The organism is Amycolatopsis acididurans (genome assembly GCF_012328925.1).
In the GTDB taxonomy this organism is placed as follows: domain Bacteria; phylum Actinomycetota; class Actinomycetes; order Mycobacteriales; family Pseudonocardiaceae; genus Amycolatopsis_E; species Amycolatopsis_E acididurans.
The window spans coordinates 25,413-48,411 of record NZ_JAAXLS010000030.1 but is presented as its reverse complement, the minus strand read 5'-3'; the positions used below and the strand labels follow the sequence as shown (position 1 = coordinate 48,411).

At 69.1% G+C, this 22,999-nt stretch carries 24 protein-coding genes; 7 read left to right on the top strand and 17 right to left on the bottom strand.

What is annotated here, in order from left to right; translation table 11 throughout:
- Positions 1-47: 47 nt before the first annotated feature.
- From HFP15_RS29665 to HFP15_RS29645, 5 genes are read right to left on the bottom strand one after another with little or no spacing between them, the layout of a single operon-like run.
- The gene (locus HFP15_RS29665) at positions 48-1,025 is read right to left on the bottom strand and encodes an acyl-CoA dehydrogenase family protein (protein WP_168520072.1); all 978 of its coding nucleotides are present in this window, start codon (positions 1,023-1,025) and stop codon (positions 48-50) included.
- A gap of 2 nt (positions 1,026-1,027) precedes the next feature.
- A complete protein-coding gene (locus HFP15_RS29660) occupies positions 1,028-2,191 on the bottom strand; it encodes an acyl-CoA dehydrogenase family protein (RefSeq protein WP_168520071.1) in 1,164 nt (387 codons plus the stop codon).
- Positions 2,188-3,309 (bottom strand): CaiB/BaiF CoA transferase family protein, encoded by a 1,122-nt coding sequence (locus HFP15_RS29655; RefSeq protein ID WP_168520070.1) that lies wholly within the window; start codon positions 3,307-3,309, stop codon positions 2,188-2,190. The genes HFP15_RS29660 and HFP15_RS29655 overlap by 4 nt, the downstream gene beginning before the upstream one ends.
- The gene (locus HFP15_RS29650; protein WP_168520069.1) at positions 3,310-4,524 is read right to left on the bottom strand and encodes a thiolase family protein; all 1,215 of its coding nucleotides are present in this window, start codon (positions 4,522-4,524) and stop codon (positions 3,310-3,312) included.
- On the bottom strand, positions 4,521-4,925 hold the full coding sequence (locus HFP15_RS29645; RefSeq protein WP_168520068.1) for a Zn-ribbon domain-containing OB-fold protein: 405 nt from the start codon (positions 4,923-4,925) through the stop codon (positions 4,521-4,523). Before HFP15_RS29645 ends, HFP15_RS29650 begins: the two co-directional genes overlap by 4 nt.
- Before the next feature lie 194 nt (positions 4,926-5,119).
- Here HFP15_RS29645 and HFP15_RS29640 point away from each other — a divergent pair, with 194 nt between their 5' ends.
- A complete protein-coding gene (locus HFP15_RS29640) occupies positions 5,120-6,349 on the top strand; it encodes an acetyl-CoA C-acetyltransferase (RefSeq protein WP_168520067.1) in 1,230 nt (409 codons plus the stop codon).
- A 56-nt stretch (positions 6,350-6,405) separates the two neighbouring features.
- On the opposite strand, the gene HFP15_RS29635 is transcribed toward HFP15_RS29640, so the two are convergent.
- The 6 genes from HFP15_RS29635 to HFP15_RS29610 all read right to left on the bottom strand — a co-directional run bounded on the left by HFP15_RS29635 (position 6,406) and on the right by HFP15_RS29610 (position 11,258).
- Positions 6,406-7,296: an alpha/beta fold hydrolase gene (locus HFP15_RS29635; RefSeq protein WP_168520066.1), complete on the bottom strand. Its 891-nt coding sequence runs from the start codon at positions 7,294-7,296 to the stop codon at positions 6,406-6,408.
- Between the two features lie 80 nt (positions 7,297-7,376).
- The gene (locus HFP15_RS29630; RefSeq protein ID WP_168520065.1) at positions 7,377-8,510 is read right to left on the bottom strand and encodes an Rv3169 family protein; all 1,134 of its coding nucleotides are present in this window, start codon (positions 8,508-8,510) and stop codon (positions 7,377-7,379) included.
- A gap of 73 nt (positions 8,511-8,583) precedes the next feature.
- Positions 8,584-8,781: a hypothetical protein gene (locus HFP15_RS29625; protein ID WP_168520064.1), complete on the bottom strand. Its 198-nt coding sequence runs from the start codon at positions 8,779-8,781 to the stop codon at positions 8,584-8,586.
- A gap of 547 nt (positions 8,782-9,328) precedes the next feature.
- Positions 9,329-9,772 (bottom strand): SRPBCC family protein, encoded by a 444-nt coding sequence (locus HFP15_RS29620; protein ID WP_168520063.1) that lies wholly within the window; start codon positions 9,770-9,772, stop codon positions 9,329-9,331.
- Positions 9,769-10,473, bottom strand: coding sequence for a DUF4386 family protein (locus tag HFP15_RS29615; RefSeq protein ID WP_168520062.1), 705 nt, complete (start codon positions 10,471-10,473; stop codon positions 9,769-9,771). Before HFP15_RS29615 ends, HFP15_RS29620 begins: the two co-directional genes overlap by 4 nt.
- A gap of 167 nt (positions 10,474-10,640) precedes the next feature.
- Entirely contained in the window at positions 10,641-11,258 is a 618-nt protein-coding gene (locus HFP15_RS29610) for a TetR/AcrR family transcriptional regulator (RefSeq protein WP_168520061.1), read from the bottom strand.
- A gap of 156 nt (positions 11,259-11,414) precedes the next feature.
- Between HFP15_RS29610 and HFP15_RS29605 the strand changes: the two genes are divergently transcribed.
- The 3 genes from HFP15_RS29605 to HFP15_RS29595 are packed head-to-tail and all read left to right on the top strand — an operon-like array spanning position 11,415 to position 14,782.
- Positions 11,415-12,947 (top strand): acyl-CoA synthetase, encoded by a 1,533-nt coding sequence (locus tag HFP15_RS29605; RefSeq protein ID WP_168520060.1) that lies wholly within the window; start codon positions 11,415-11,417, stop codon positions 12,945-12,947.
- 58 nt (positions 12,948-13,005) lie between these two features.
- Complete coding sequence (locus HFP15_RS29600) at positions 13,006-13,998, top strand: LLM class flavin-dependent oxidoreductase (RefSeq protein ID WP_168520059.1); 993 nt, start codon at positions 13,006-13,008, stop codon at positions 13,996-13,998.
- A 28-nt stretch (positions 13,999-14,026) separates the two neighbouring features.
- Complete coding sequence (locus HFP15_RS29595) at positions 14,027-14,782, top strand: SDR family NAD(P)-dependent oxidoreductase (protein ID WP_168520058.1); 756 nt, start codon at positions 14,027-14,029, stop codon at positions 14,780-14,782.
- Between the two features lie 55 nt (positions 14,783-14,837).
- On the opposite strand, the gene ccsB is transcribed toward HFP15_RS29595, so the two are convergent.
- On the bottom strand, positions 14,838-15,713 hold the full coding sequence (gene ccsB / locus HFP15_RS29590; protein ID WP_246272144.1) for a c-type cytochrome biogenesis protein CcsB: 876 nt from the start codon (positions 15,711-15,713) through the stop codon (positions 14,838-14,840).
- Between the two features lie 82 nt (positions 15,714-15,795).
- Between ccsB and HFP15_RS43635 the strand changes: the two genes are divergently transcribed.
- Entirely contained in the window at positions 15,796-16,401 is a 606-nt protein-coding gene (locus HFP15_RS43635) for a TetR/AcrR family transcriptional regulator (protein WP_168520057.1), read from the top strand.
- Between the two features lie 46 nt (positions 16,402-16,447).
- Here HFP15_RS43635 and HFP15_RS29580 read toward each other — a convergent pair whose 3' ends face one another.
- Genes HFP15_RS29580 through HFP15_RS43055 form a run of 5 tightly spaced genes read right to left on the bottom strand, consistent with a single transcriptional unit; the run spans position 16,448 to position 21,786 of the window.
- Positions 16,448-17,632 carry a CoA transferase gene (locus HFP15_RS29580; protein ID WP_168520056.1) on the bottom strand — a complete coding sequence of 395 codons (1,185 nt, stop codon included), beginning with the start codon at positions 17,630-17,632 and terminating at the stop codon, positions 16,448-16,450.
- On the bottom strand, positions 17,629-18,846 hold the full coding sequence (locus tag HFP15_RS29575; protein WP_168520055.1) for an acetyl-CoA C-acetyltransferase: 1,218 nt from the start codon (positions 18,844-18,846) through the stop codon (positions 17,629-17,631). Before HFP15_RS29575 ends, HFP15_RS29580 begins: the two co-directional genes overlap by 4 nt.
- Complete coding sequence (locus HFP15_RS29570; RefSeq protein WP_168520054.1) at positions 18,843-20,345, bottom strand: AMP-binding protein; 1,503 nt, start codon at positions 20,343-20,345, stop codon at positions 18,843-18,845. The genes HFP15_RS29575 and HFP15_RS29570 overlap by 4 nt, the downstream gene beginning before the upstream one ends.
- Entirely contained in the window at positions 20,342-21,127 is a 786-nt protein-coding gene (locus tag HFP15_RS29565; protein WP_312871812.1) for an alpha/beta fold hydrolase, read from the bottom strand. Before HFP15_RS29565 ends, HFP15_RS29570 begins: the two co-directional genes overlap by 4 nt.
- Positions 21,124-21,786, bottom strand: a complete 663-nt coding sequence (locus HFP15_RS43055; RefSeq protein WP_246272143.1) for a hotdog family protein — start codon at positions 21,784-21,786, stop codon at positions 21,124-21,126. Before HFP15_RS43055 ends, HFP15_RS29565 begins: the two co-directional genes overlap by 4 nt.
- 76 nt (positions 21,787-21,862) lie before the next feature.
- On the opposite strand from HFP15_RS43055, the gene HFP15_RS29560 reads away from it, so the two are divergent.
- Both HFP15_RS29560 and HFP15_RS29555 read left to right on the top strand, forming a co-directional pair.
- Positions 21,863-22,480, top strand: coding sequence for a TetR/AcrR family transcriptional regulator (locus HFP15_RS29560; protein WP_168520052.1), 618 nt, complete (start codon positions 21,863-21,865; stop codon positions 22,478-22,480).
- A 10-nt stretch (positions 22,481-22,490) separates the two neighbouring features.
- Positions 22,491-22,976, top strand: coding sequence for a nuclear transport factor 2 family protein (locus HFP15_RS29555; RefSeq protein WP_312871811.1), 486 nt, complete (start codon positions 22,491-22,493; stop codon positions 22,974-22,976).
- Positions 22,977-22,999 lie beyond the last annotated feature (23 nt).

The following is a 22,999-nucleotide window of genomic DNA, read 5'->3' as shown; positions in this document are numbered from 1 at the left end:
CACTGTGGCGGCCGGCGCGTTGAGTGCGCCGGCCGCCACAGTGGTTCTCAGAGCATCGCGAGGCGGGGGAGGGTACCGGCCCGCAGTTCACGGCCCAGCTCGGCGTTCAGTGCCGTGGTCGTGCCGAGGAACGGCTCGAGCACCATGGCGCGCTTGAGGTATCGGTGGAAATCGTGCTCCCATGTGAAGCCCATGCCGCCCAGCACTTGCTGGCAGTGTTGCCGGGCCGCCTCACTGAACCGGTTCGCCGTGACCTTCGCGATCGCCGCGGCGATCGCACGCTCATGCTCGCCGGCCGCCTCCCAAGCCGCATCCGCCGCCAGCTTCGCGCATTCCTGCCACAAGCGCACGTCGGCCAGTTTGTGCTTGACGGCCTGGAAACCGCCCAGCGTTCGTCCGAATTGGACGCGTGAGCCGACGTGGTCCACGGCAAGCTCGAGCATCGCGCCCGCGAGTCCGGTCAGTTCATGGGCCAGCGCCCGGTGTCCCGCGGCGCGCAGGTTCCGCCAGCACGCCGCATCGGTGGTGACCGTGGAGCTGTCCGCGTGCAGTGTCGTGTCCAGCTTCACCCAGCCCGCCTCGGGTGCGATGCCGGTGCCGGAGCCCGGCCAGGATCCTTGCCACGGAGCTTGGACGACGACGGTGGCCCCGTCGAGCACCGCCGGGACGACGACGCGGTCCGGCGCTTCCGCGCGGACGGCGACGATTCCCCGTACCTCGACCGTCATTGCGGATCCGTCCACCGTGGCGGCGCTGGTCGGGCCGGCGTGCGCGAGCGCGGGAAAGACGACAGCCGCCATGCCGCCGAGTCCGGTGGCCGTCGTGCAACTGATGTCCAGAGCCGACGACCGGGCAAGGCCGCGACCCTGTAGTTCGAGCAGGATAGAAACCGCGGCGTGTGGCTCTTCCTCGAGCAGCTCGCGCCAGCCGAACTCGGTCAGCGCGTCGTCCAGGCGCTCGGGCGCGGCGTTTCGCACGATCCCCTCGAGGCTTTCGGCCAGCAGGGCCTTTTCCCCGGAGTCCATGGTCACTCCCTTGGCAGGCCGAGTACACGCTCGGCGATGATGTTGCGCTGGATTTCGGCCGCGCCGCCGTAGATGGACGAGGCGCGCGAGTACAGGTAATCGCTGCGCAGGTCGCGTGCCGCCTCGTCCTCGCCGAGCAGCACGGTATCCGGTGCGCTCCCCAAGGCCGCGTCGAACAGGAACTTCTCGGCCGTGGACATCATCAGCTTGTCGAACGAGGGCAGCACGCCGACCGGCTCCCCGGCGGAGAGCGAGCGCACGGTTCGCCGCGACAGCAGCCGAAGTGCGTGGATCAGCGTGAACGCCTCGCCCGCGGCCGCGTCCGGCAGCTCCGGGGCGAGGTCGGTGATGGTGCCCAGCCGCCAGCGCATCCACGCCTGCCGCTGCCACGCGGCGGCACCACGCTCGCAGCTCAGTACGAACATCGCGACGGCCCAGCCCCCGTTGACCTCGCCCAGCGTCCGGGACTTGGGTACGAGCACGTCGTCGAAGAACAGGCTGCAGAACTCGTCGTCGCCGTTCATGCTCGTCAACGGACGGATCTCGATTCCCGGCGTATCCATGTCGAGGAAGAGCGCGGTGATGCCCTTGTGCGCGGACTCGACCGTGCCGGTCCTGGCCAGGAGCACGCAGCGGTTCGCGAACTGGGCCCAGCTGGTCCAGATCTTTTCGCCGTTGACCCGCCAGGCGTCCCCCTCGTCCACGGCACGAAGCCGCAGCGAGCCGAGATCGCTTCCGGCGCCGGGCTCGGAGAACCCCTGACACCAGCTTTCCTCGCCGCGCAGCAGGCGGGGCAGCATCTCGGCAGCGAGTTCGGGCGGCGCGAACCGGGCGACAGCCGGACCGAGGACCTCCTGGGTGCCGAACGAGAACGGCGGCGGGTACCCCGCCGCGGCCAGCTCTTCGCTGATGACGGCGCGAAGGATGAGCGGCCCGCCAAGGCCGCCGACCTCTTCGGGCCAGCCCAGCCGGATCCAGCCGGCCGAGAAGAGCATCCGCTGCAACGTGGACAGGGTCGCGAAGATCTGGCCGACCTCGGTGCTCAGGTGCCGGAAAGGCGCGAGTTCTGCGGCGTTGTCGGCCAGCCAGCCGACGAACGCGGCACGCACCTCCTCGACCGACTTGCCTGCCAGCGCGGTCACGTCGTCGTCGACCACGGAAGTCATGCGACCGCGCCCTTCTCGTTGAGTTCGGACACCTCGTCAGCGGTGAAGCCCCATTGGGCCAATGCGGCGGCCGCACTCTCCGTGCCGGCCCCACGCTCCGCGACCGCGCCCGGAGTCCGGGAGAACCGCGGGGCGGGGGCCGGCTGCAGGATCCCGCCGACCTCGACGAACCCGCTTCGCGCCTGGATGTGGGGGTGGCGGGCCGCCTCCTCCGGGGTGAGGACCGGTGTCACGCACGCGTCCGTGCCCGCGAAGATCTTCTCCCATTCATCCCTGGTCCGGCTCCGGAACGCTCCCGCGATCTCCGAGCGCAGCCGTGGCCAGCCGGGCTGGTCGTACTGGGCCGGCAGGCGTGCGGCATCGAGCCCGAGCCCCTGCAGCAGCTGAGCGTAGAAGCGCCGCTCCAGCGCCCCGACGCTGACGTACTTGCCGTCGGCTGTCTCGTAGGTGTCGTAGAACGGGGCACCACCGTCGAGCAGGTTCGCGCCCCGCTCGGGAGACCAGTCGCCGGCGGCGCGCTGTCCGTGCATCCAGGCCGTGAGCAGCGCGGCACCGTCGACCATCGCGGCGTCGATCACCTGGCCCTCGCCGGATGTGTTGCGCTCGTGGAGCGCGGCGACGATGCCGAGCGCCAACAGCAGGCCACCACCACCGAAGTCGCCGACCAGGTTCAGCGGCGCGACGGGCGGCTCGCCGGCGCGCCCGATCGGCTCGAGTACCCCCGCCAGCGAGATGTAGTTGATGTCGTGTCCCGCACGATCGGCCAGCGGTCCGGCCTGGCCCCACCCGGTCATGCGTCCGTAGATCAAACGGGGATTGACCGAACGGCAGTCCTCCGGCCCGATACCGAGCCGTTCGGCGACGCCAGGCCGGAATCCTTCGACCAGAACGTCCGCGCGCTCGGCGAGGCGCCGCACGATGGCCGGGCCTTCGGGCGCTTTCAGATCGACCGTGATCGAGCGGCGGCCGCGCGCGAGCGGGTCGGTGGCCGGGCGAGGGCGGGTGGCCCGGTCGACCCTGAGCACCTCGGCGCCCAGATCGGCCAGGACCATGCACGCGAACGGAGCGGGTGCCGCACTGGCGATCTCGACGACCCGCACTCCGTGCAGCGGACCCATTCAGGCCACCCCCGCCGGGCGAGCCTCCAGGATGTGCACCGCGCACGCCGAGGCCAGTCCGATCACGTGGGTGAGCCCGACCTTCGCGCCTTCGATCTGGCGCTCGCCCGCCTCGCCGCGCAGGTGAGTCGTGACCTCGTAGAGGTTGGCGATCCCGGTCGCGCCGATGGGGTGGCCCTTGGACAGCAGCCCGCCCGAGACGTTGACGGGGATCTTGCCCTCGCGCCAGGGAGCGCCGGAGTCGATGAAGTCACCCGCTCCGCCGGGCTCGCACAGCCGGAGGTTGTCGTAGTGGATGAGCTCGGCGGTCGCGAAGCAGTCGTGTAGTTCGACGAGGTCGAGGTCGTCCGGCCCCAGGCCGGCCTTCGCGTAGGCGGCATCGGCGGCCTGCCGGGTCAGCGTGTTGACGTCGGGCTGCACCTGACCCGCCTCGCTCCAGGGGTCAGAGGTCAGCACCGAGGCCGAGATCTTCACCGCCCGCCTGCGCACGTCCGGGTCCAGCGTCTTGAGCTTCGCGTCGGAAACCAGCACCACGGCCGCCGCTCCGTCGCCGGTCGGGCAGCACATCGGCAACGTGTTCGGATACGCGATGACCTCGGACTCGAGGATCTCCCGTAGTGAGAACTCCTTGCGGTACTGGGCCAGCGGGTTGAGCACGGAATGCGCGTGGTTCTTCTGGGCCACGCGCGCGAACTGCGTCGCCGTCACGCCGTGCCGGAGTGCGTACTCGGTGCCTGCCTGCGCGAACACACCCGGCATCAGGCCGGTCCCCAGCACGCCCTCGGTCTTGAGCACCGAGCCGTAGCGGCCCTTGGGCTGGTACTGCTTCTTGGCGTCCCGGTTCTTCGCGGCGCCGCCGAGCAGACCCATCTTGCCCATCTTCTCGACACCCACCGCGAGAGCTGTGTCGGACTCGCCCGAGGCGATCGACATCAGGGCGACGCGGACCGCGGTCGCGCCTGTCGCGCACGCGTTGACCACGTTGTACACCGGAACGCCGGTCTGCCCGATCTGCTTCTGCAGGCGCTGGCCGTTGTGCGAGTTCGCCTCGTAGACGTTGCCGAGGGCGAGCGCGCCGATGTCGGTGATCGCGCTGCCGCCGTCCTTGAGCGCCCCCAGCGCGGCCTCGCTCGCCAGGTCGAGCAGGTCCTTGTCGGGGAACCGCCCGAACCTGGTCATCGCCGTGCCGATGATCCAGACGTCACCGGAGCTCATGGAAGTTCCTTTCGCTTGCGGTAGCCGAAGCCGACCGCCTCGACACCGTCGTCATCGGTTCCGGCCACGAACACCTCCAGCGTCACCGGCAGGCGTGGCGTGATCTCCGCCGGATCGGTCACGCCGAGCAGGTTCGCCTTCACAGCGCCGCCGCCGTCCAGGTCGACGACCACGGAGGTGTAGGGCGCGGGGACCGATGGAGCGGCCCGGTGCACGATCGTGAAGGCACGGACCCATCCGTCGTTGGACAGCGTCTTGCGGACGAACTCGACACCGCCGCACTTCGCGCAGGCGTTACGACGGTCGAAGTAAAGCGCCGAGCAGGAGGAGCACGCATGCGCCTCCAGATGTGCCGGGTCGTCGAGTACGAGGTAATCGACGATGGGGATCTGCTGTGCCATGTGCTGGACCAATCAGTCGTACCGTGACCAATATACTCTAGTTATAGACGATATTTGGCTAGAGTAATCCGGCGTCGAGTACCCTGTCCATCCGTTAGATGTCACACCTGCGACCGTATAAGTCTGATTGGCAATAGTTTACAACTGGAGTAAATTTGCGAAGGTTGAGTGAGCTCCAGGAAGGTTGATCGGACATGACGCGTGAAGTGTGGATCATCGACGGCGCCCGGACGCCCCGTGGCAAGGGCAAGCCCACCGGTGCGCTGCACGAGATCCATCCGCAGGAACTGCTGGCGCAGGTACTGGGCGCGCTCGCGGAGCGCTCAGGCATCGACACCTCGGCGGTCGACGACGTCGTGATGGGCAACGGCGACCACAACGGCGACCACGCCAACGACATCGCCAGGATGGCGGTCCTCGCCGCCGGCTGGCCCATCGACGTTCCCGGTGTCACGCTCAACCGCTTCTGCGGTTCGGGGCAGCAGGCCGTGATGTTCGCGGCCATGGGTATCGCCGCGGGCTGGCAGGACCTGGTCGTCGCCGGCGGTGTGGAGAGCATGTCCCGCTACGGAACGGGATTCGGCAACCCGCTCGACGCCGGCAACCGGCGGCTGCGCGAGCGGTACCCGCTCGTCCCGCAGGGCATCTCGGCCGACCTCATCGCCACGCTGGAGAAGTTCGACCGCGCGGCGGTCGACGCGTTCGCGGCGCGCAGTCAGGACCGGGCGGCCAAGGCGATCGCCGACAATCGCTTCTCGGGCAGTCTCATCCCGGTCGTGGGCGCCGACGGCGAGATCGTGCTGGACCACGACGAACACCCACGGCCGGGTACGACCGCGGATTCCCTGGCCGGGCTGCCGCCGTCCTTCGCCAGGGCGGGCGCGAAGGTCCGGGAGCCGGAGGGGCTGTCCTACGACCAGATGTGCGCGAAGGTCTACCCCGAAGCCGGCGAGATCGACCACGTCCACCATGCCGGCAACTCCTCGGGCGTGGTCGACGGTGCCGGTGCGCTGGTTCTGAGCTCTCCGGAGTACGCCAAGGCGCACGGGCTGAAGCCGCGCGCCCGGATCCTCGCCGGCACCGTCGCGGGAGCGGAACCGGTGATCATGCTCACCGCGCCCGGCCCCGCGTCACGCAAGTGTCTAGCCAAGGCGGGGATGGCGATCGCCGACATCGACCTGTGGGAGATCAACGAGGCCTTCGCCGCGGTCCCGCTCAAGGTCATCCGTGATCTGGGCATCGACGAGGACCGGGTCAACGTGAACGGCGGCGCGATCGCACTGGGTCATCCCATCGGTGCCACCGGCGCGATGCTCTTCCAGACCGTCCTGGACGAACTCGAACACAGCGACAAGACAACCGGCCTCGTGACCATGTGCACCGGCGGCGGCATGGGCACCGCGACGATCATCGAACGGATCTAGGCCGGCGGCCCAAGAGCCTCCTTCCGTTGCGGCGAAAGGAGGCTTTTGCGGGGCGTCTATCGGGTCCGTCCGCTCGGCTGTCCGACCACCCGGTCGGTGAGGAAGCGCTCCAGGCCGACGCTGAACACGTCGTTGTCGTCTCCAGCGACCATGTGGCCCGCCCCGCTGACGTCGATTTGCTCGGCGTGCGGGATCAGCGCACGAAGTTCGGCGGCCGACTCCTCACTGACGACCCGGGATTGCACGCCGCGCACCAGGAGGGTGGGGACGGTGACCTGTGCCGCCGCGCGCCGGGCTCGTTCGGCGCGGTGATCGTCGTCGAGTCGTTCGCGGCTGGGCTCGTCGCGGCCGTCCAGGAAGCGCGGGTCCCAGTGCCAGTACCAGCGGCCTTCGCGCAGCCGCAGGTTCTTGCGGAGCCCGTCCGTCGACGTCGGGCGCGGGCGGTGCGGGTTGTAGGCGGCGACGGCGTCGGCCGCCTCGTCGAGCGTCGCGAACCCGCCCATGCCGCTGCGCATGAACGCCATGATCTCGGCAACGCCCTCGGGCTCGATGCGCGGTGTGACGTCGACCAGGACGATGCCGCGGCTGAATCCGCGATGTTCGCCTTCGGCGAGCAGCGCGGTCGTACCGCCGAGCGAGGCGCCGACCAGGACGGGCCGCACGTCGAGTGCGGTGACGACCGCCTCGAGGTCCGCGACCAGGGCATCCATCGAATAGTCGCCGTCGGGCGCCCAGCCGCTGTCGCCGTGGCCCCGCGCGTCGAGGGCGTACGCGGTCCAGCCCGCCCGGGCCAGCGCCCGGCCGGTCTTCCGCCACGAGTGGCGGGTCTGGCCGCCACCGTGCAGCAGCAACACGGTGCCCGAAGACTCCGTGCCCTCGGGCGGGTCCCAGCGGTCCGCGGCGAGCAGGACGCCACCCGTCCCGACGAACACGAGTTCTCTGGTCATTCGTGTACCTCCCACCGGAACTCTAGGCGCGAGTAGTCCAGCAGGCGAGTATCCGTGACATAGGCGACCGGGACCGTCGCCTACTCCAGCCCGTAGCGGGGCAGTGTGCCTCGCGTGATCAGCGGGCAGTGCCCGGTTCCCGGAACGCCGTCGATGGTGAGCTTCACGGGCTGTTCTCGATGTCCAGGCGGGACCGGTTCGCCGTTGAGCAGGACCGTCTCCGGGGGACGGTGCTCGTAGACGTCGTGCTCGGCGACCGTGCCGCGCCAAGCGCCGAGTCCTCGCCGGTCGTTGTAGCCGCCGTCGTAGCCGGTGCCGGAATAGGCCCATGCGTGCAGCAGCGGTTCCACGCGCACGATACGAGTCTTGTCGCTCTCCAGCGTGAGCGTCATCCGGAGCTCGCGGTAGGCGCGGCTTCCGGGCGTGAATTCGGCGTGCAGCTCCAGATCGGACACCCGTTCGCGTGATCCGTCCCGGCCGATCAGTTCGCCGTCCAGCGCGAGGCGTCGCCCGTCGGCGTTCTCCCGGTATTGGAGAGCCAGGAACTCGTCTCCCGCCTCGGCGAACAGAACGAGGTGGAGGATCGGCTTCCTCGGAGCGGTGGGCATATCGGCGGTCATGCTCGGATCGCCATGGGATTTCTCGAAGCCGCCTACGCCAGGGCGGATGCCCCAGGAGTGGTCGCGGGCCCCGAACCAATCGTCGACGTCGATCCGGCCTCCGCCGTGGTCGATCCACCCGCGCCACCGTCCGAGTTGGTCGTAACGCGTCATGTCCTGCATCGTGCGCCCGGCCGGTGCGTCGAAGTGGTGTGCTTCGAGGTGCGGCGCGAACGTCGATGTCCAGACGAGGTCCGCGGCAAGGGGCGACGAGTGTGGGTCGACGGTGAGCCGGATTCGCTCGAACGGCTTCTCGACGACGATGCGGAGATCGCCGACCGCGAGGCTGTCCCTGTCGTCATCCAGTGGCCGTGCGAATCGTGTGTTGTACTGGCTCGAACCGGCCTGGATCGAGACGTAGCCGTCGCAGCTGCCGGTGTTCTTGTAGACACCCAGACCCGCGATCAGGCCGGCCGACCCGCGGGGATCGGCTGCGGTGAGCCAGTACCGGTCGAAGAAGCGGACATCCGACGTGGCCGCGTGCCGTAGCGGGAACGGCGTCTGGTGCAAGAGCGTTTCGTCCAGGTCGCACAGTTCATGGTGGCGGAAGCCCATGCATCACTCCAGTCGCGAACTCGCCAAATAGTCTATAAGTAGAGTATCGCGTGCTGGAGCGCTTGTGAATCGTTCAGGCGGCCTCGCCCGAAGAACCGCGGTGCGCGATTCGTTCGGACAGCACGTCGAGAAACCAGTTCATCGTGCGTTCCGCGGCACGAGCACGAGCGGAGTTCGAGGCGAGCCGGGCCTGTTCGAGCGCTTGTCGCGCCTGCTGGATGCGGAGATGCAGCTCCGGCGTGGAGGTGGCTGCCTTTCGGAAGTCGTTCATGCGGCCTGCCTTTTCATCGACGTCGAAGGTGTTGGAGACCGGTCCTGCCGGGCGGCCGAGATGCTCGCCCGGCAGGACCGGAGCACTTGGCGGTTCGCCGCGCTGTCCGGCAGCCGATGGCAACGAGGGCAGGTGAGGGCGACCGAGCCGGTGAGCTCGTCGACGGCGATGGTCGCGGGCACGTCGCAGCGCCGGCACCAGCGGTGTCCGGTCACCCGGATGGCATGCGCCGCGGACGACGTGCATTGGTGGACCCACCGGCGGTGCGCGGGGCACGTGACACGGTCATGCGGCGAGAGGGTTTCCCGCTCCTCCGCCGCGTCCTCGCGTATCAAGGTGCTGGACAGGCATGTGTCGTCCGGCGCCCCGCTCCGAGGCCCCTTGACCTCCCGAGGCGCCGGAACCGATCCCGGCTTCTCGCGCAACATGAGAACAGAATCCGCCGGACAACGCGGCCGCGACATCCGCAAAGGTACCTACGTTCGTACTAATCAGGTACCGGTCGCATGCCGTCGGCACCAGCGGACCGATCCCGCGGGTATTGTCGTTACTCGCACTTCTGCTTTTCGAGACAGGCTTTCAGGCTGGACCAGATCCTCTGTTCCTGCCTGCGTCCCAGCGCGGCGAGCAGTGGGGTGGCGAGTTTGAGCATCCCCTTCGGTCGTAGGTTCCAGCTCCAGCTCATTCGGGTGCCCTGCGCCTCCGGCACGAAGGTGAGCGCTCCGCTGATCTCGATGGCGTCCATGTGTGTCACCGAGGCGAGCCTGGACGGCGGCGCATACTCCGTGATCTCCAGCTCGAAGGGGGTGGCGCGCTTACGTGAGGTCGCGACCGCGTGCCACCGGGTGCCTCGGCCGATCGGTCCGGGAGTGGTTTTCTCGACACCGCTCAGCCGAGGATTGTAGGTGGGTTCGTTCCGCTCGTCGGCGACGAAATCGAAGACTTCCTCGACGGGGCGTTCGATGTGAATGGAACCGTTGATCGAGGTCATGCTGTTCGCTGTTCTTCCGAGGCTGACAAGGGCCCGCTGTGGGGCGGACGTGACGCGTCGCCGCGACGTGGCAGCCGTAGGAGCGAGATGCCGACAACGGCGAACCACACCCACAGAAGCGGCCCGTACGCGGTGTAGAGCGTCGACGTCGAGAAGCGCAGCGCCTCGCTGACCACACCGAGGGCGCCGGTGGCGATTCCCAGCCAGCCTGCCCAGTGGGGGAGGGCGCCCCGGATCATCGGCAGCGAGATCAACAGCACTCCCAAGGGGGTGAGGACCCCGGCAAGCGACACCGTGTTGTTCTGGGCGACGAGCGCCTCCGCGGCCGCGACGAACGACGATCGCGCCGCGTCATCGGACGCCGCGCGGTACTGATCGCTGAGGTAGACCAGCGACAGCGTTCCCTCGCTCGTCACCGGGACAGCGAGTAGCGCCGTCCAGGATGCGGCACCGACCGCGAACCCCAGTACGGCGAGGCTCGGACTCGCGGCGAACAGAGCGACCAGAAGGGCAACGAACACGACCAGCCCGAACAGTGACGGCACGAGCCAGAGAACCTGCTGGGCGATATAGGAGTTTTCGTGGTCCGCGATGAACCGCAGGGTCGCCTCGCCCCCGGAGACAGGCGGTGGAGCGAGCGTGTAGAGGACCAGAGCCGCCAGACCCGCCAGCACGAACAGAATCCCCGCGCTTCCGGCCACCCGGAAGAGCGGATTCCACGCTGAGGTTCTGGACCAAGACGGCGCCGACATGCGCCTGAAGCTAGCCCCGGCGGATTGCCGCCCGCAGGGGGCGAAAGTCCTCACCAGGGACCGCCGTCACGGAGCCGGGCGGGCCAACCCGCTGTAACCGTCCACTTCGGACGCCGTCAGTCCACCAGGCGGGGCAGCAGTTCGCGCACGCCGCGGCGGAGGTCGTCCAGTGCTTCGTCCGCGCCGGCGAGGTGGCGTAGCAGCGCCTGCTGGAACAGGCCGTCGAACATGGCGTACGCATCGGCCGGCGAGCAGGTCGGCCGGGTCTGGCTGAGGGTGGCGTAGGCCTCGACGTCGCGCCAGATCATCTCCTGCAGACTGTCGTCGATCTCGGCGACGTCGTCCCGGAACGCCTCTTCGAACATCGACTGCGTCCGCAGGTCGTACCAGAGCCGGTGCATCAGCGGAGCGTCCTCGAGCGCGGCGGCCAGTCCGTCCCCGCAGGCCGTCGCGAGCTCGCCGGGGGTGGACGCTTCCGCGACGAAGCCGTCGTAGCGCTCCACGCACGCGGCCTTGTATCGCCGCACGCAGTAGGTGATCAGCTCGATCTTGTCGGCGAAGTAGTAGTGCAGCAGCCCGTGGGAGAACTTGGTGTGCTCCGCGATCGTGCGCAGGCTGGTGCGCGCGTAGCCGAGCTGAGTCAGCGCGAGCAGCGCGGCATCGGCGAGTTCCCGGCGCCGCTCCTCGAACTTGTCGACGCGGGTCCGGCGCTTCACGGCGGCTGCGCTGGTCACGGACCCGACAATACCATTGAGCGGTTTATTAACCACTCGTCCAGGAAAATCTTGACAATCGTCCAAAGAAGGGTCAGGGTCGCAGTGTGAGCAGGTGGCGCACCGAACCAGCGTGAGCCGGTCGCCATGGCGCACCACCACAAAACGGAGACAACGATGTCGCTGACGTTCTACCTGGACAAGGGCGCCTCCCTGGACCCCGGAGCGCCGTGCCTGACCCTCGACGGGGTGTCGCTGTCCTACGGCGAGGTTGTCGAGCTCACCCACGCGATCGCCCGGGCGCTACGGCGCTCGGGCGTCGCCCCTGGCGACAAGGTCGGCATCCTTTCGGCCAACGACCCGACCGCGTTCGGCTGCGTGTTCGGCATCGCACGCGCCGGTGCGGTGTGGTGCCCGATCAACCCGCGCAACGCGGCCGCCGAGAACGCCGAGCTGCTCGACCTGTTCGACTGCTCCACGTTGATCTTCCAGCCGGCCTTCGACGAGCTGGTCGCCCAGATCGCCCCGGCGCTTCCGAAGCTGACCACGCTGGTCCGGCTCGGCGCTGGGGACGACCTCGCGCCTGGCTTCGACGCGTGGCTCGACGCCGCCCGGAACGATCCGCCGGCCGAGGCGCGGCCACCCGAGGACGTCGTGGCGCTGGTCGGCACCGGAGGCACGACGGGACGCCCCAAGGGTGTCATGCTCACCGACCGCAATCTCGAGGCGATGTCGGCGATCACGCTGATGAGCTATCCCTTCGAGGGGCGCCCGGTCTACCTGGCCCAGGCGCCGCTGACGCACGCGGCCGGCGTGCTGTGCTTCCCGATTCTCGCCCTCGGCGGCGAGGTCATCATCATGGCGAAGCCCGACGTGGGCCGGTTCCTGGAGCTGATCGAGCGGCACCGGGTCACGCACACCTTCCTGCCGCCCACGCTGATCTACATGGTTCTCGGCCACCCGGCGCTGGAGCGCACGGACCTGTCGTCGCTGCAGTGTTTCTGGTACGGCGCGGCGCCCATGTCGGCCGCCAGGCTGGCCGAGGCCCTCGACCGGATCGGGCCGATGGCGCAGCTGTTCGGGCAGTCCGAGGCGCCGATGATGATCTCGACGATGTCACCTGCCGAGCACCGCCTGCCCGACGGCAGTATCCACACTGGACGCCTGTCGTCCGCGGGCAGGCCCTCGCCGCTGGTCACGGTCGCGATCCTCGACGACGAGTGCCGGCAGGTACCGCGCGGGCGGCGCGGGGAGATCTGCGTGCGCGGCTCGCTGGTGATGGCCGGCTACTACCGCAATCCGGAGGCCACGGCGGAGGCTTCCGCAGGCGGCTGGCACCACACCGGCGACATCGGTTTCCTCGACGACGAGGGCTATCTCCACATCGTCGACCGCGCCAAGGACATGGTCATCACCGGCGGTTTCAACGTCTACTCCGCCGAAGTCGAGCAGGCGCTGATGGCCCACGACGCGATCCGCGACTGCGCCGTGGTCGGCCTGCCGGACGACAAATGGGGCGAACGCGTCACCGCCGTCGTCCAACTGCAGCCCGGCACCACACTGGACACCGGAGAACTGGTCGCGTTCGTCAAACAGCGCATCGGCAGCGTCAAGGCGCCCAAGCAGATCGAGATCTGGCCGGACCTGCCGCGCTCGACCATCGGCAAGGTGCTCAAGACCGAGATCCGCTCGAAACTCACCGGCAGTTGAGCCGAAAGAACCCGGCGAAATCACCACGAAGAAAACACAGCAAGGAGGCTGTACCACCATGAAACTCGCGCTCTATCTGCCGAACTTCCGGGACAAGGTGACGGTGCCGGAACTCGAGGACCTCACCGGTCTCGCCGAGGACCTCGACTTCGACTCCGTGTGGACGCTCGACCGGATCATCGTGCCGGAGTCGTCGGACCGCGAGGAAATGCAGTACGCCTTCGGCATGATCGACGGGTTCCCCAAGGGGCTTCCGGTGAGCTCGCGGGGCGAGTTCCTGCAGGGGATGCCGCTGATTCCGTGGCTGGCGGCGAAAACGTCGAAGGTGCGGATCGGCATGAGCATCATCGACACGCCGTACCGCTCGCCGGGTGTCCTCGCCGCGGAACTGTCCACTATCGACCATCTCTCCGGCGGCAGGCTCAACGTGGCCGTCGGTTCCGGCTGGATGCCCGAGGAGTTCGCGGCCGCGAGTGCCTCGCACATCTTTCCCAAACGGCACAAGCATGTGCGGGAAACACTCGAGATCATGCAGGGCATCTGGACCAATGACCTGTTCGAGTACCACGGCGAGTTCGCCGACTTCGGCAGGAGCGGGTTCGGGGTGAAGCCGGTGCAGCAGCCGCACCCGCCGATCTTCTTCAGTGGCCTCAAGGACCCGAAACGCTCGGCGAGCCGCATCGCGAAGTACGGCCTGTCCGGCTGGATCGGGATCCAGGACTCGCCGGAGGACATCAAGCGGTGGCGCACCGAGATCCAGCGTGAACTCGACGACCTCGACACCTCCCGCTCGGTCGACGACCTCGAGATCAGCAGCATGATCTGGTTCGTCATCACCGACCAGGAGATGGACCAGACCCCGATGGGCAAGGGCACCAACCTGCTCGCGGGCACGGCCGAGCAGATCACCGACATGCTCAAGCGCTACAAGGAAGCCGGGCTGACCATGCCGTTCCTGTGGCCGCCCTTCCAGGACGTGCCGGTCGCCAAGACGCTCGACGACATGAAGCGTCTCAAGGAAGAAATCATGCCCAAGATCGACGCCATGTGATTCCCCCAACGAAGTGAGAGGAACAAGAATGTCCGAGCTGCAAGGAAAGCGTGCTTTTGTCACCGGGTCCGGCGCGGGGATCGGCAAGGCGATCGCGGCTCTGTTCGCCGAACGTGGCGCACAGGTCGTGGTGAGCGACCTCAACGCCGACTCGGCCAAGCAGTCGGCCGAGGAGATCGGCGCCGCGGGCGTGGCCAACTGTGATGTCACCGACGAGGCGCAGGTCCAGACCGCCGTGCAGCAGGCGGTGGATCTTCTCGGCGGCCTCGATGTGCTGGTCAACAACGCCGGGATCGAGGTTTCCTCGCCGCTGCTGCAGCAGTCGACGGAGAGCTTCGACAAGATCTTCGCGGTCAACGTGCGGGGCACGTTCGTGACGATGAAGGCGGCGACCCCGCATCTGGTCGCCTCCAAGGGAAACATCGTCAACATCGCGTCGATCGCCGGTATCGGTGGCAGTCCGCTGCTGGGCTCCTACTGCGCGACGAAGGCGGCCGTCATCCAGCTCACCCGGGTCGCGGCGGTGGAAATGCGGCCGACGGGCGTGCGCGTCAACGCGGTCTGCCCCGGCTTCGCCGACACCGCCATGGTGGACCGGCTCAAGCCCGATTTCGAAGCGGCGACCCAGATTCCCTTCGGTGACCTGGTCGCCATGAAGCAGGGGCGGCTGGGCACCCCGCAGGACATCGCCGAGGTCGCGGCGTTCCTCGCGTCCGACCGGGCGGCGTGGATCACGGGCAGCCACTACGTCCTCGACGGCGGCCTGACCGCGTCGCTCGTGTGAGCCTCCTGGCCGGCGGGTGCAGGGGGCCCGTCGGCCAGGTCCGCCTCGATGGCGCTCAGCTGAGGCCGGAATAGGAGTGCAGGCCGGAGGTCGCCAGGTTGATGAACAGCAGGTTGAACGTCAGCGCGGCCAGGCCCAGCACGTTGAGCACCGCGGCGCGAGTGCCTCGCCAGCCGGCCGTGGCTCGTGCGTGCAGGTACGCGGCGTAGATCAGCCAGGCGACGAACGATGTGACTTCTTTGGGGTCCCAGCCCCAGAAGCGGCCCCAAGCCGACTCGGCCCACACCGCCCCGCAGATCACCGCGAACGTGAACAGCGGGAAGCCGACGACGGTGGCGCGGTAGGCGAGCCGGTCCAGCGTCGAGGACTCGGGCAGCTTCGTCCGCGGTCGCGCCGACCGGACGAGGTAGAGCACGCTCGCGATGCCGGGCACCACGAGCGTGCCGGTGGCCGCCGCCGCGGTGGTGACGTGGATGACGAGCCAGTAGGACTGCAGCGCGGGCGGAACCGGTGCGGCCTGCGCGTAGAACACCTTGCCGTTGAGCACCATCAACCCGGCGACCGGCAGTAGCACCCAGACTGCCATGTGCCGCAACGGAAATCGGTTCACGGTGGCAAGCCACGCGCCGACCGCGACAAGCGTGATGACCATGACGTACTCGTAGAGATTTCCCAGCGGCCACCGATGTGCCGCGATCCCACGGCACACCACGGCGACCACATGCAGGCCGAAGCCGAGCCACGTCAGTGCCAGCGCCCGCCCGCCGGCGCGATCGTCCGGAGTGGATGGTCGCGTGTTCGGCGCGCCCACTGTGGCGGGACGCCGCGACTTCGACGACAGCGACACCGTGGCGAACACCATCGCCAGCAGGTACACGCCGGTGGCGGTGAGAAACGACCAGTCACTGATGGTCGCGACCGTGAACCCCAAATCGAGACCCCCAACATCGCACGACGACCCCGTGTCCGCCCCCGCTTCGGCACGGGCTGGTCATTTGTATAGCATACTGTACATGCGACCAGTCGAGGACCTGACCGCCCGTGCGCGGATCCGGGACGCCGCCCTGTCGTTGTTCGCCGAACACGGCGTCGCGGGCACCAGCATGCGGCGGATCGCCGACCATGCGGGCGTTTCGCTGGCGCTCGTCCAGTACCACTTCGGCAACAAGGCCGGGCTGGAGCGGGGATGTGACGAGTACGTGGTCGAGTTCATCCGGGCGGCCTTGTCACGCGGGGTCGACGGGAAGCAGCTCGACAACGCCGAGTTCGTGGAAGAGACCCATCGCGCGGGCGCACCGGTTCTGCGTTACCTGGGCCGGGCGCTCGCGGACGGAACGCCCGCGGCGGGTTCCTTGTTCGACGAACTGGTCGCGATCACTGAGCGGTATCGGGAAAGCCAGGCCGATCCCCGTGCCGAAGCCGCGGTGTTCGTCGCGATGCGGCTGGGCATCTACGTGCTGCAGGACCATCTGACACGCGCACTCGGTGTCGATGCCTTCGGTCCGGAGGGGATGGCGCGGATCGCGGCCGCGCAGCTCGCGATCATCTCACCCGAGTTCGCGGGGCCGGAGATGATGGAGAAGGCCCGGGCGGGCCTGCGCAAGCGCCGCCGCCCGTGACTGTCGCTGTGGCGCCGGGAAGTCAGCCGACCGAAGCCACGTTCGGTCAGGCCTCGCCCGAGGCGACCACTCCCGCGTCGTGCAGGCGGGCGATTTCGGTGGTGCTCAGGCCCAGCACGTCCGACAGCACCGTCTCAGTGTGTTCGCCGAGGCCGGGGGCGCTGGCGGTGCCGCCGTACTCGCCGCCCCACCGCAGGGGCGAGCGGGCGCTGGGCACCTCGCCGATACCCGGCTGGTCCACAGTCGACAAGACCGGCGACGGGTCGTCGACGAGTTCCGGCATTCCACGGTAGCGGCCCCACAGCACGCGCGCCGAGTTCAGGTCTTCGGCGACCACCGGCAGCGGGCGGGCGGCGAACCACGGGCGCAGGATCGCCGCGATCGTCTCGCGCACCCGGTACCGGTCGGCCTCCTGGTTGAGGTCCACGTTCAGCGCGGGCTCCAGCGCGGAGAACACGTCTTCGGTCCCGGTCACCTTGCGCAGCGCGTGCCACTGATGCTCGGTGAGCGCGACGACCATCACGCGCTCGCCGTCCGCCGTCTCGAAGTCGGTGCCGAAGCTGCCGTACACGTGGTTGCCGTGCTTGGGCCGCTCGGCGCCGCGCAACCGCGCCTCGCCCAGCCAGCCCAGGTTCGCCACGCCCGCGGTCGCCACATCGGCCAGCGCGACCTCGATGTAGGCGCCCTGGCCCGTCGCGGTGCGTTCGTGCAACGCGGCCAGCACGCCGGTGGTCACGGTCATTCCGGTCACCAGGTCCCACGCGGGCAGCACGTGGTTCACCGGCGCCGCGTCCGACTCACGCCCGGTGATCGTCGGCACGCCGACCTCCGCGTTGACCGTGTAGTCCACCGCGGGCCTGCCATCGGCGTGTCCCTGCAGGTGGAGGTGAATCAGGTCCGCCCGCCGCGCCGAGAGGTTCTCGTACGACATCCAGCGCCTGCCGACCACGTTGTCCACCAGGATACCGGCCTCCGCGACCAGCGCGGTGACCAGTTCGCGGCCCTCGTCCGAGCGCATGTTCACCGCGACCGAACGCTTTCCGCGGTTGAGCGCTGTCCAATACAGACTCGTTCCGCTCGGCGCGACCGGCCAGCGGCGGTAGTCGGCCGCGCCGCCGATCGGATCGACGCGGATGACGTCCGCGCCCAGCTGTGCGAGCGTCATGCACGCCGAGGGCGCGGCGACGAAACTCGCGCATTCGATGATCCGCAGGCCGTGCAGGGGAGTCATGCCACCTTCTCGAAGATCGCCGCGAGGCCCTGGCCGCCACCGATGCACATGGTTTCCAGCGCGTACCGCGCGTCCCGCCTGCGCATCTCCCGCAGCATCGTGGTCAGGATGCGCACGCCGGTCGCGCCGACCGGATGGCCGAGCGAGATACCCGAGCCGTTGACGTTCATCCGCTCGAAGTCCGCTTCGCCGAAACCCCATTCGCGCGTGCATGCCAGCACCTGCGCGGCGAAGGCCTCGTTCAGCTCGATGAGGTCGATGTCGCTGAGCTCGAGCCCGGCCCGGGAAAGCGCCCTCGCCGTCGCCGGTACCGGGCCGATCCCCATCGTGCGCGGCGGCACCCCGGCGGCCGACCACGAGACGAGCCGCGCGAACGGTTGCAGACCAAGCTGTTCCGCTTTGTCCATTGTGGTCACCAGGCACGCCGCGGCGCCGTCGTTCTGACCGCTCGCGTTCCCGGCGGTGACCGTCGATTCCGGATCGTCGCGCACCATGACGGGCTTCAACTTGCCCAGCGACTCCAGCGAGCTGTCCGCACGGGGGTGCTCGTCGCGGTCGATCACCGTCTCCGGCTTCCCGCGCTTGCCGGGCACGGTCACCGGGACGATCTCCTCGCCGAACCGGCCGTCCTCGATCGCGGCGACCGCGCGCTGGTGCGAGTGCAGCGCGAGCAGATCCTGTTCCTCGCGCGGAATCCCGTACTCGCGCCGCAGGTTTTCTGCCGTCTCCAGCATTCCGCCGGGCACCGGATAGTTCTTGCCACCCGCCGTGACGCGGCCGCGGGCGAGCCGGTCGGCGAGTTCGACCCCGCCGCCGCGGACGCCCCACCGGATCGCGTCGGTGTAGAATTCGACGCTGCTCATGCTTTCCGCGCCGCCGGCGAGCACGACCTCGTTCACCCCGGTCTGCACCCGCATCGCCGCGTCGAGCACCGCCTGCAGCGCCGAGCCGCAGCGCCGGTCGACCTGCACGCCCGGCACCTCGACAGGAAGGCCCGCGTCCAGCGCGGCGACGCGGCCGATCGCGGGCGCCTCGCCGTTGGGATAGCACTGCCCGAAGATCACGTCCTCGACCGAATCCGGCGCGATACCGGTGCGCTTGACCACCTCGGCGATCACGGTCGCGGCGAGCGAGGCCGCGGGGATGTCGCGGAACACGCCGCCGTAGCGGCCCACCGGAGTGCGGACGGGTTCGCAGATCACAACGTCGGTCATGGCGCCGCCTCTCGTTCACGCAGCGCCCACTCGCGCAGGGTCGCCGCCTTGATCTTCATACCATTCGTGCCGGAGGTCGTGGGCATCTCGTCGATCACATGAACCGCCGTCGGCACCTTGAACTTCGCCAGCGTCTCAGCACACCACGCGCGCAGTGCCGCGCCGTCCACCGGCTGGTCGGCGGTGACGAACCCGATCGCCTCGTCGCCTTCGTCGCCGCGGACGCCGACGACCTTCGCGCTCAGGACGGCCGCGTGCTCGGCCAGCCGGTGCTCGATCTCGGCGGGATCGACAAGGAAACCCCGCAGCCGCAACACATCGCCCATCCGGCAGACGTAGACGATGCCACCGTCGTTCTCGATCTCCACCAGATCGCCGGTGCGGAACCAGCCGTCCTCGGTGAACGAGCGGGCCGCCGCATCGGGATCGCCGAGGTAGGCGTCGACCACGTTCGGCCCACGCAGCTGCAGCTCTCCGTCGACCGCGCGCGCCGCGATCCGGGGCGAGACCAGGCGCCCGCCGCCACGCCAACGCCGGGACTCCGGTTCGTCGGGCGGCCACAACGCGGTGAGCGCGAAAACCTCCGACGAGCCGTAGACCCCGGTGGTCGAGGTGCCGAACTCGCGCCCGGCCCATTCCGCGATTTCCCCGGTGCGGCCCAGGAAATCCGCCATGCCCAGCCAGCGCCAGGACGAAAGATCCTCGCCCTGCCAGGCGTCGGCGAGCCTGCCGACCAGATCGTCGCCGCCCACCACGTGCGTCGCCCGCCGGCGGGCCATGTCGGCGAGCACGGCGCGTGCGTCGAAAACGGGTTCCAGCAAACAGGTTCCGCCACCCGCGATGGCGGCCATCGCCGTGTTGAACCCGAACACGCCCGAAAGCGGGAGTGCGCACAGGGCCACGTCGCCCGCGTGAATGCCGATCTTCTCGGCGTCCGCACGGGCGTGCTCGGCCACGGCGGACCCGAGATGCGCGGCCAGTTTCGGCTGCCCGGTCGAGCCGGAGGTGGTGAACGCGACGGCCAGTTCGTCGTCGCCGGAGGCCAGTTCGCCGTCGCGGTCCGAGGGGACCCAGGCGCCCGCGCCGACGTCGTACGCGGTGGCGTCCGTGCCGCGGATCACCGCGACGGCGGGTACGACATCGGTGATCGCGCGGCGCAGCCGGCCGATGAGGTCGAGTCCGTGGAAGTCGTGCGCGATGGCGACGAGCTTCGGCCGCGCGCGTTCCAGGACGTGCCGCACCTCCTCGACGTTGTAGCGCGTGTTGACCCCGATGACGTGTGCGCCGAGCGAAGCCACCGCGAACTGCCAGGTCAGCGCTTCCGGCCAGTTGGGCAGCCACACCGCGACGCAGTCACCGCGGCCGAGTCCGGCCTCGCGCAGGTCGGTGGTGAGCGAGCGGACCCCGCGCAGCATGTCGGCCGTGGAGATGCGCGCGTCGCCCTCGATGGCGACGACCGATCCGGGGTCGCGTTCGGTGAGCAGGGACAACAGGGTCATCGCAGCTCCGTAAGCCAGCTGTGCAGCAAAGGCGCGAAGTCCTCGATCTCCTCCATCGGGTAGTGCCCGATGCCGTCGAGGACCGTGCAGCGCGCGCCGGGGATGTCCTTGGCCGTCATGCGCACCTTCGCCACGTCGAGCCAGAGGTCGTCCTCACCTACGACAAGGTGCACCGGGCAGGCGATCCGGGCAAGTCCCGCGCGCACGTCGTGGGTGCCCCAGCCGAGCAGATCCGAGGTTGAGACCGCCGGATCCTCGCGCCGGTGCATGGTCGCGATCAGCTCGGCCCGCTCCGGCGCGACATCGCGGCCGACCACCGCGAGCGTGCCGAGGTGGGTGCGATCGGTACGGCTCGGCGCGGCCACGTCCTCCAGTTCGCGGCGCAGTCCGGACATGCTCACGCGCCCCGGCCCGGCCTCGGCGGCCATCGCGACCGCGCCGGCGAGCCGGTCGCCCATGGAGACGGCCAGGTCGAGGGTGATCTTGCCGCCGATCGAACAGCCCACGACGAACGGCCGCTCCAGGCCCAGGGTCGCGATCAGACGTTCGCACCAGCGTGCGTAGCTGCCCAGGTCCGACACCGGGCCGTGCTCGGCCGGTTCGGAACGGCCGTGACCGGGCAGGTCGGGCACGATCACGCGGTAGCCGAGAGCGGCGAGCGGGCCGGCCGTGTGCCGCCACTGCACGCCGCTCTGCCCGGCGGTGTGCAGGCACAGCACGGGTGTTCCGCTGCCGTGCTGTTCCACATAGGACAACCGGCCGTCGATTTCCAGATAGCTCACCGGGCTACCTCCCGTGCGCTGGTGATCAGCTGGTCGAGCACCTTGGTCAGCCGCAGGTACTCGTAGCCGCTGCCGGTGACCTCGAACTGGCCGAGCATCGCCCGCCGCATGAAGTCGTTCACCGGGCCGGTGACCAGCTCCGTCCAGGTCAGCTCGCTCGCGCCGAGGGTGAAGGTCGCGCCGAGGGGCGCGCGGCGCGTCACGTCGACGACCCGGCCGCGGTAGATCCGCAGGTGCACCTCCTCGGCGCCGCTGCGCAGCCCGATCGTGCCGTCCCAGGTCGCGGTCGCGTCGGCGAAGTCCGGACCGAGTGCGGCGACGACCTCGGTGGCCCATTCCGTGGTGCCGAACGCCCGGCCTGCCGGGTCGGGCCCCTCGCCGCGTGCGGGCACCGACACGGTGACCGTGCCTTCCCGCAGTGGCTCGCCGTCCTGGTCGCGGACGACGACGTGTCTGGTGACCTGGCCCTCGTCGTCACGGACGCGGCGGCAGCGCGTGACGGTCAGCTCCGCGCACAGCTCGCCGCCGGGCGAGATAGGCCGGACCTGTCGCCAGCTCAGCGCGGTGACCGGCTCGTCGACCAGGTCGAAGGCCGTGGCCCGGTCGGCGTTGACGGGGTGGGACACCCGCTGTCCCACCATGAATTCCTCGAAGAACATCGGTGCTCCTCACGAACGAACGTTCTTATGAAAACGTGGTTGCCCGCGGGAGTCAAGGGCAGATAGCATGCTTGACATGAACAGTCGTTCTTCGACGCTCGTTCCGGAGACCGCCCGCGCCAACGAGGCGGCGATCCTCAACGCCGCGCTCGAGGCGTTCAGCCAGAAGGGGTTCAACGGGGCGTCGATGCGCGATGTCGCGCGCGGCGCGGGAACGAGCCTGTCGAACCTGTACAACTACTTTCCGTCCAAGTCCGATCTGCTGGCCGCGCTGCTGCGCATGGCCAACGACGAGCTGCTGAACCGGATCGAGACCGCGGTCGCGGGCGCGGGCAGGCGCGCCACCGATCAGCTGCGCGCGGCCGTCGAAGCGCACGTGCGGTTCGTGGTGGAGCACCAGAACGCGTCGCTGGTGGCGCTGAGCGAGATCCGGTACCTGACCGGTGCCGCCCGCAAGCGGGTCGTCGCGGCGCGGGACCGCACGCAGGGTCTGTACGAGGAGATCGTGGCCGCCGGTGCCGCCGGCGGCGAGTTCGGCACCCCGCATCCCGAGGACGCGGCCCGCAACCTGGTATCGATGCTGTCGGCGATCTCGACCTGGTACAGCCCCGGCGGCCGGCTCGATCCTGATGCGCTCGCCGCTCAGCACGCCCGCTTTTCCATGGCCCTGCTTGAGACGAACGATCGTTCGTAGGAGGTTTCCCGTGACCGATATCGAAGCCAGGCTGCGGAAGCTGGAGGACGCGCACGAGATCGCGCAGCTGCGGGCGCGCTACTGCCAGTGCCTCGATGACGGCCGGTGGGACGAGCTCGCCTCGCAGTTCACCGAGAATGGCGCTTTCATCGGGCTGTCCACCGCACGCGGACGGGACGAGCTGCGCACCTTCTTCGCCGGGCTGCAGCAGGGGCCGCTGACCGCGTGGTGGCATTTCAGCGCGAACGAGACCGTCACGATCGAAGGCGACGTCGCGACCGGCGAGACCTGGCTCTACCAACCGTGCGTCGTCGAGGGCGAAGCGCAGGTCGCGGCAGGCCGCTACCGCGACCGGATCGAGCGAGTCGGCGGGCGCTGGCTGTTCGCCGAACGGCATGTCACGTTCTTCTTCTGGGTGCCACTGGCTCAAGGCTGGGCGCCCGGCCGGATGGGTTGGGCGCCGGCCGAAGCAGCTCTCGACCCCGCGTACAAGTGACCTTGCGCACGCTCGTCCGTGAC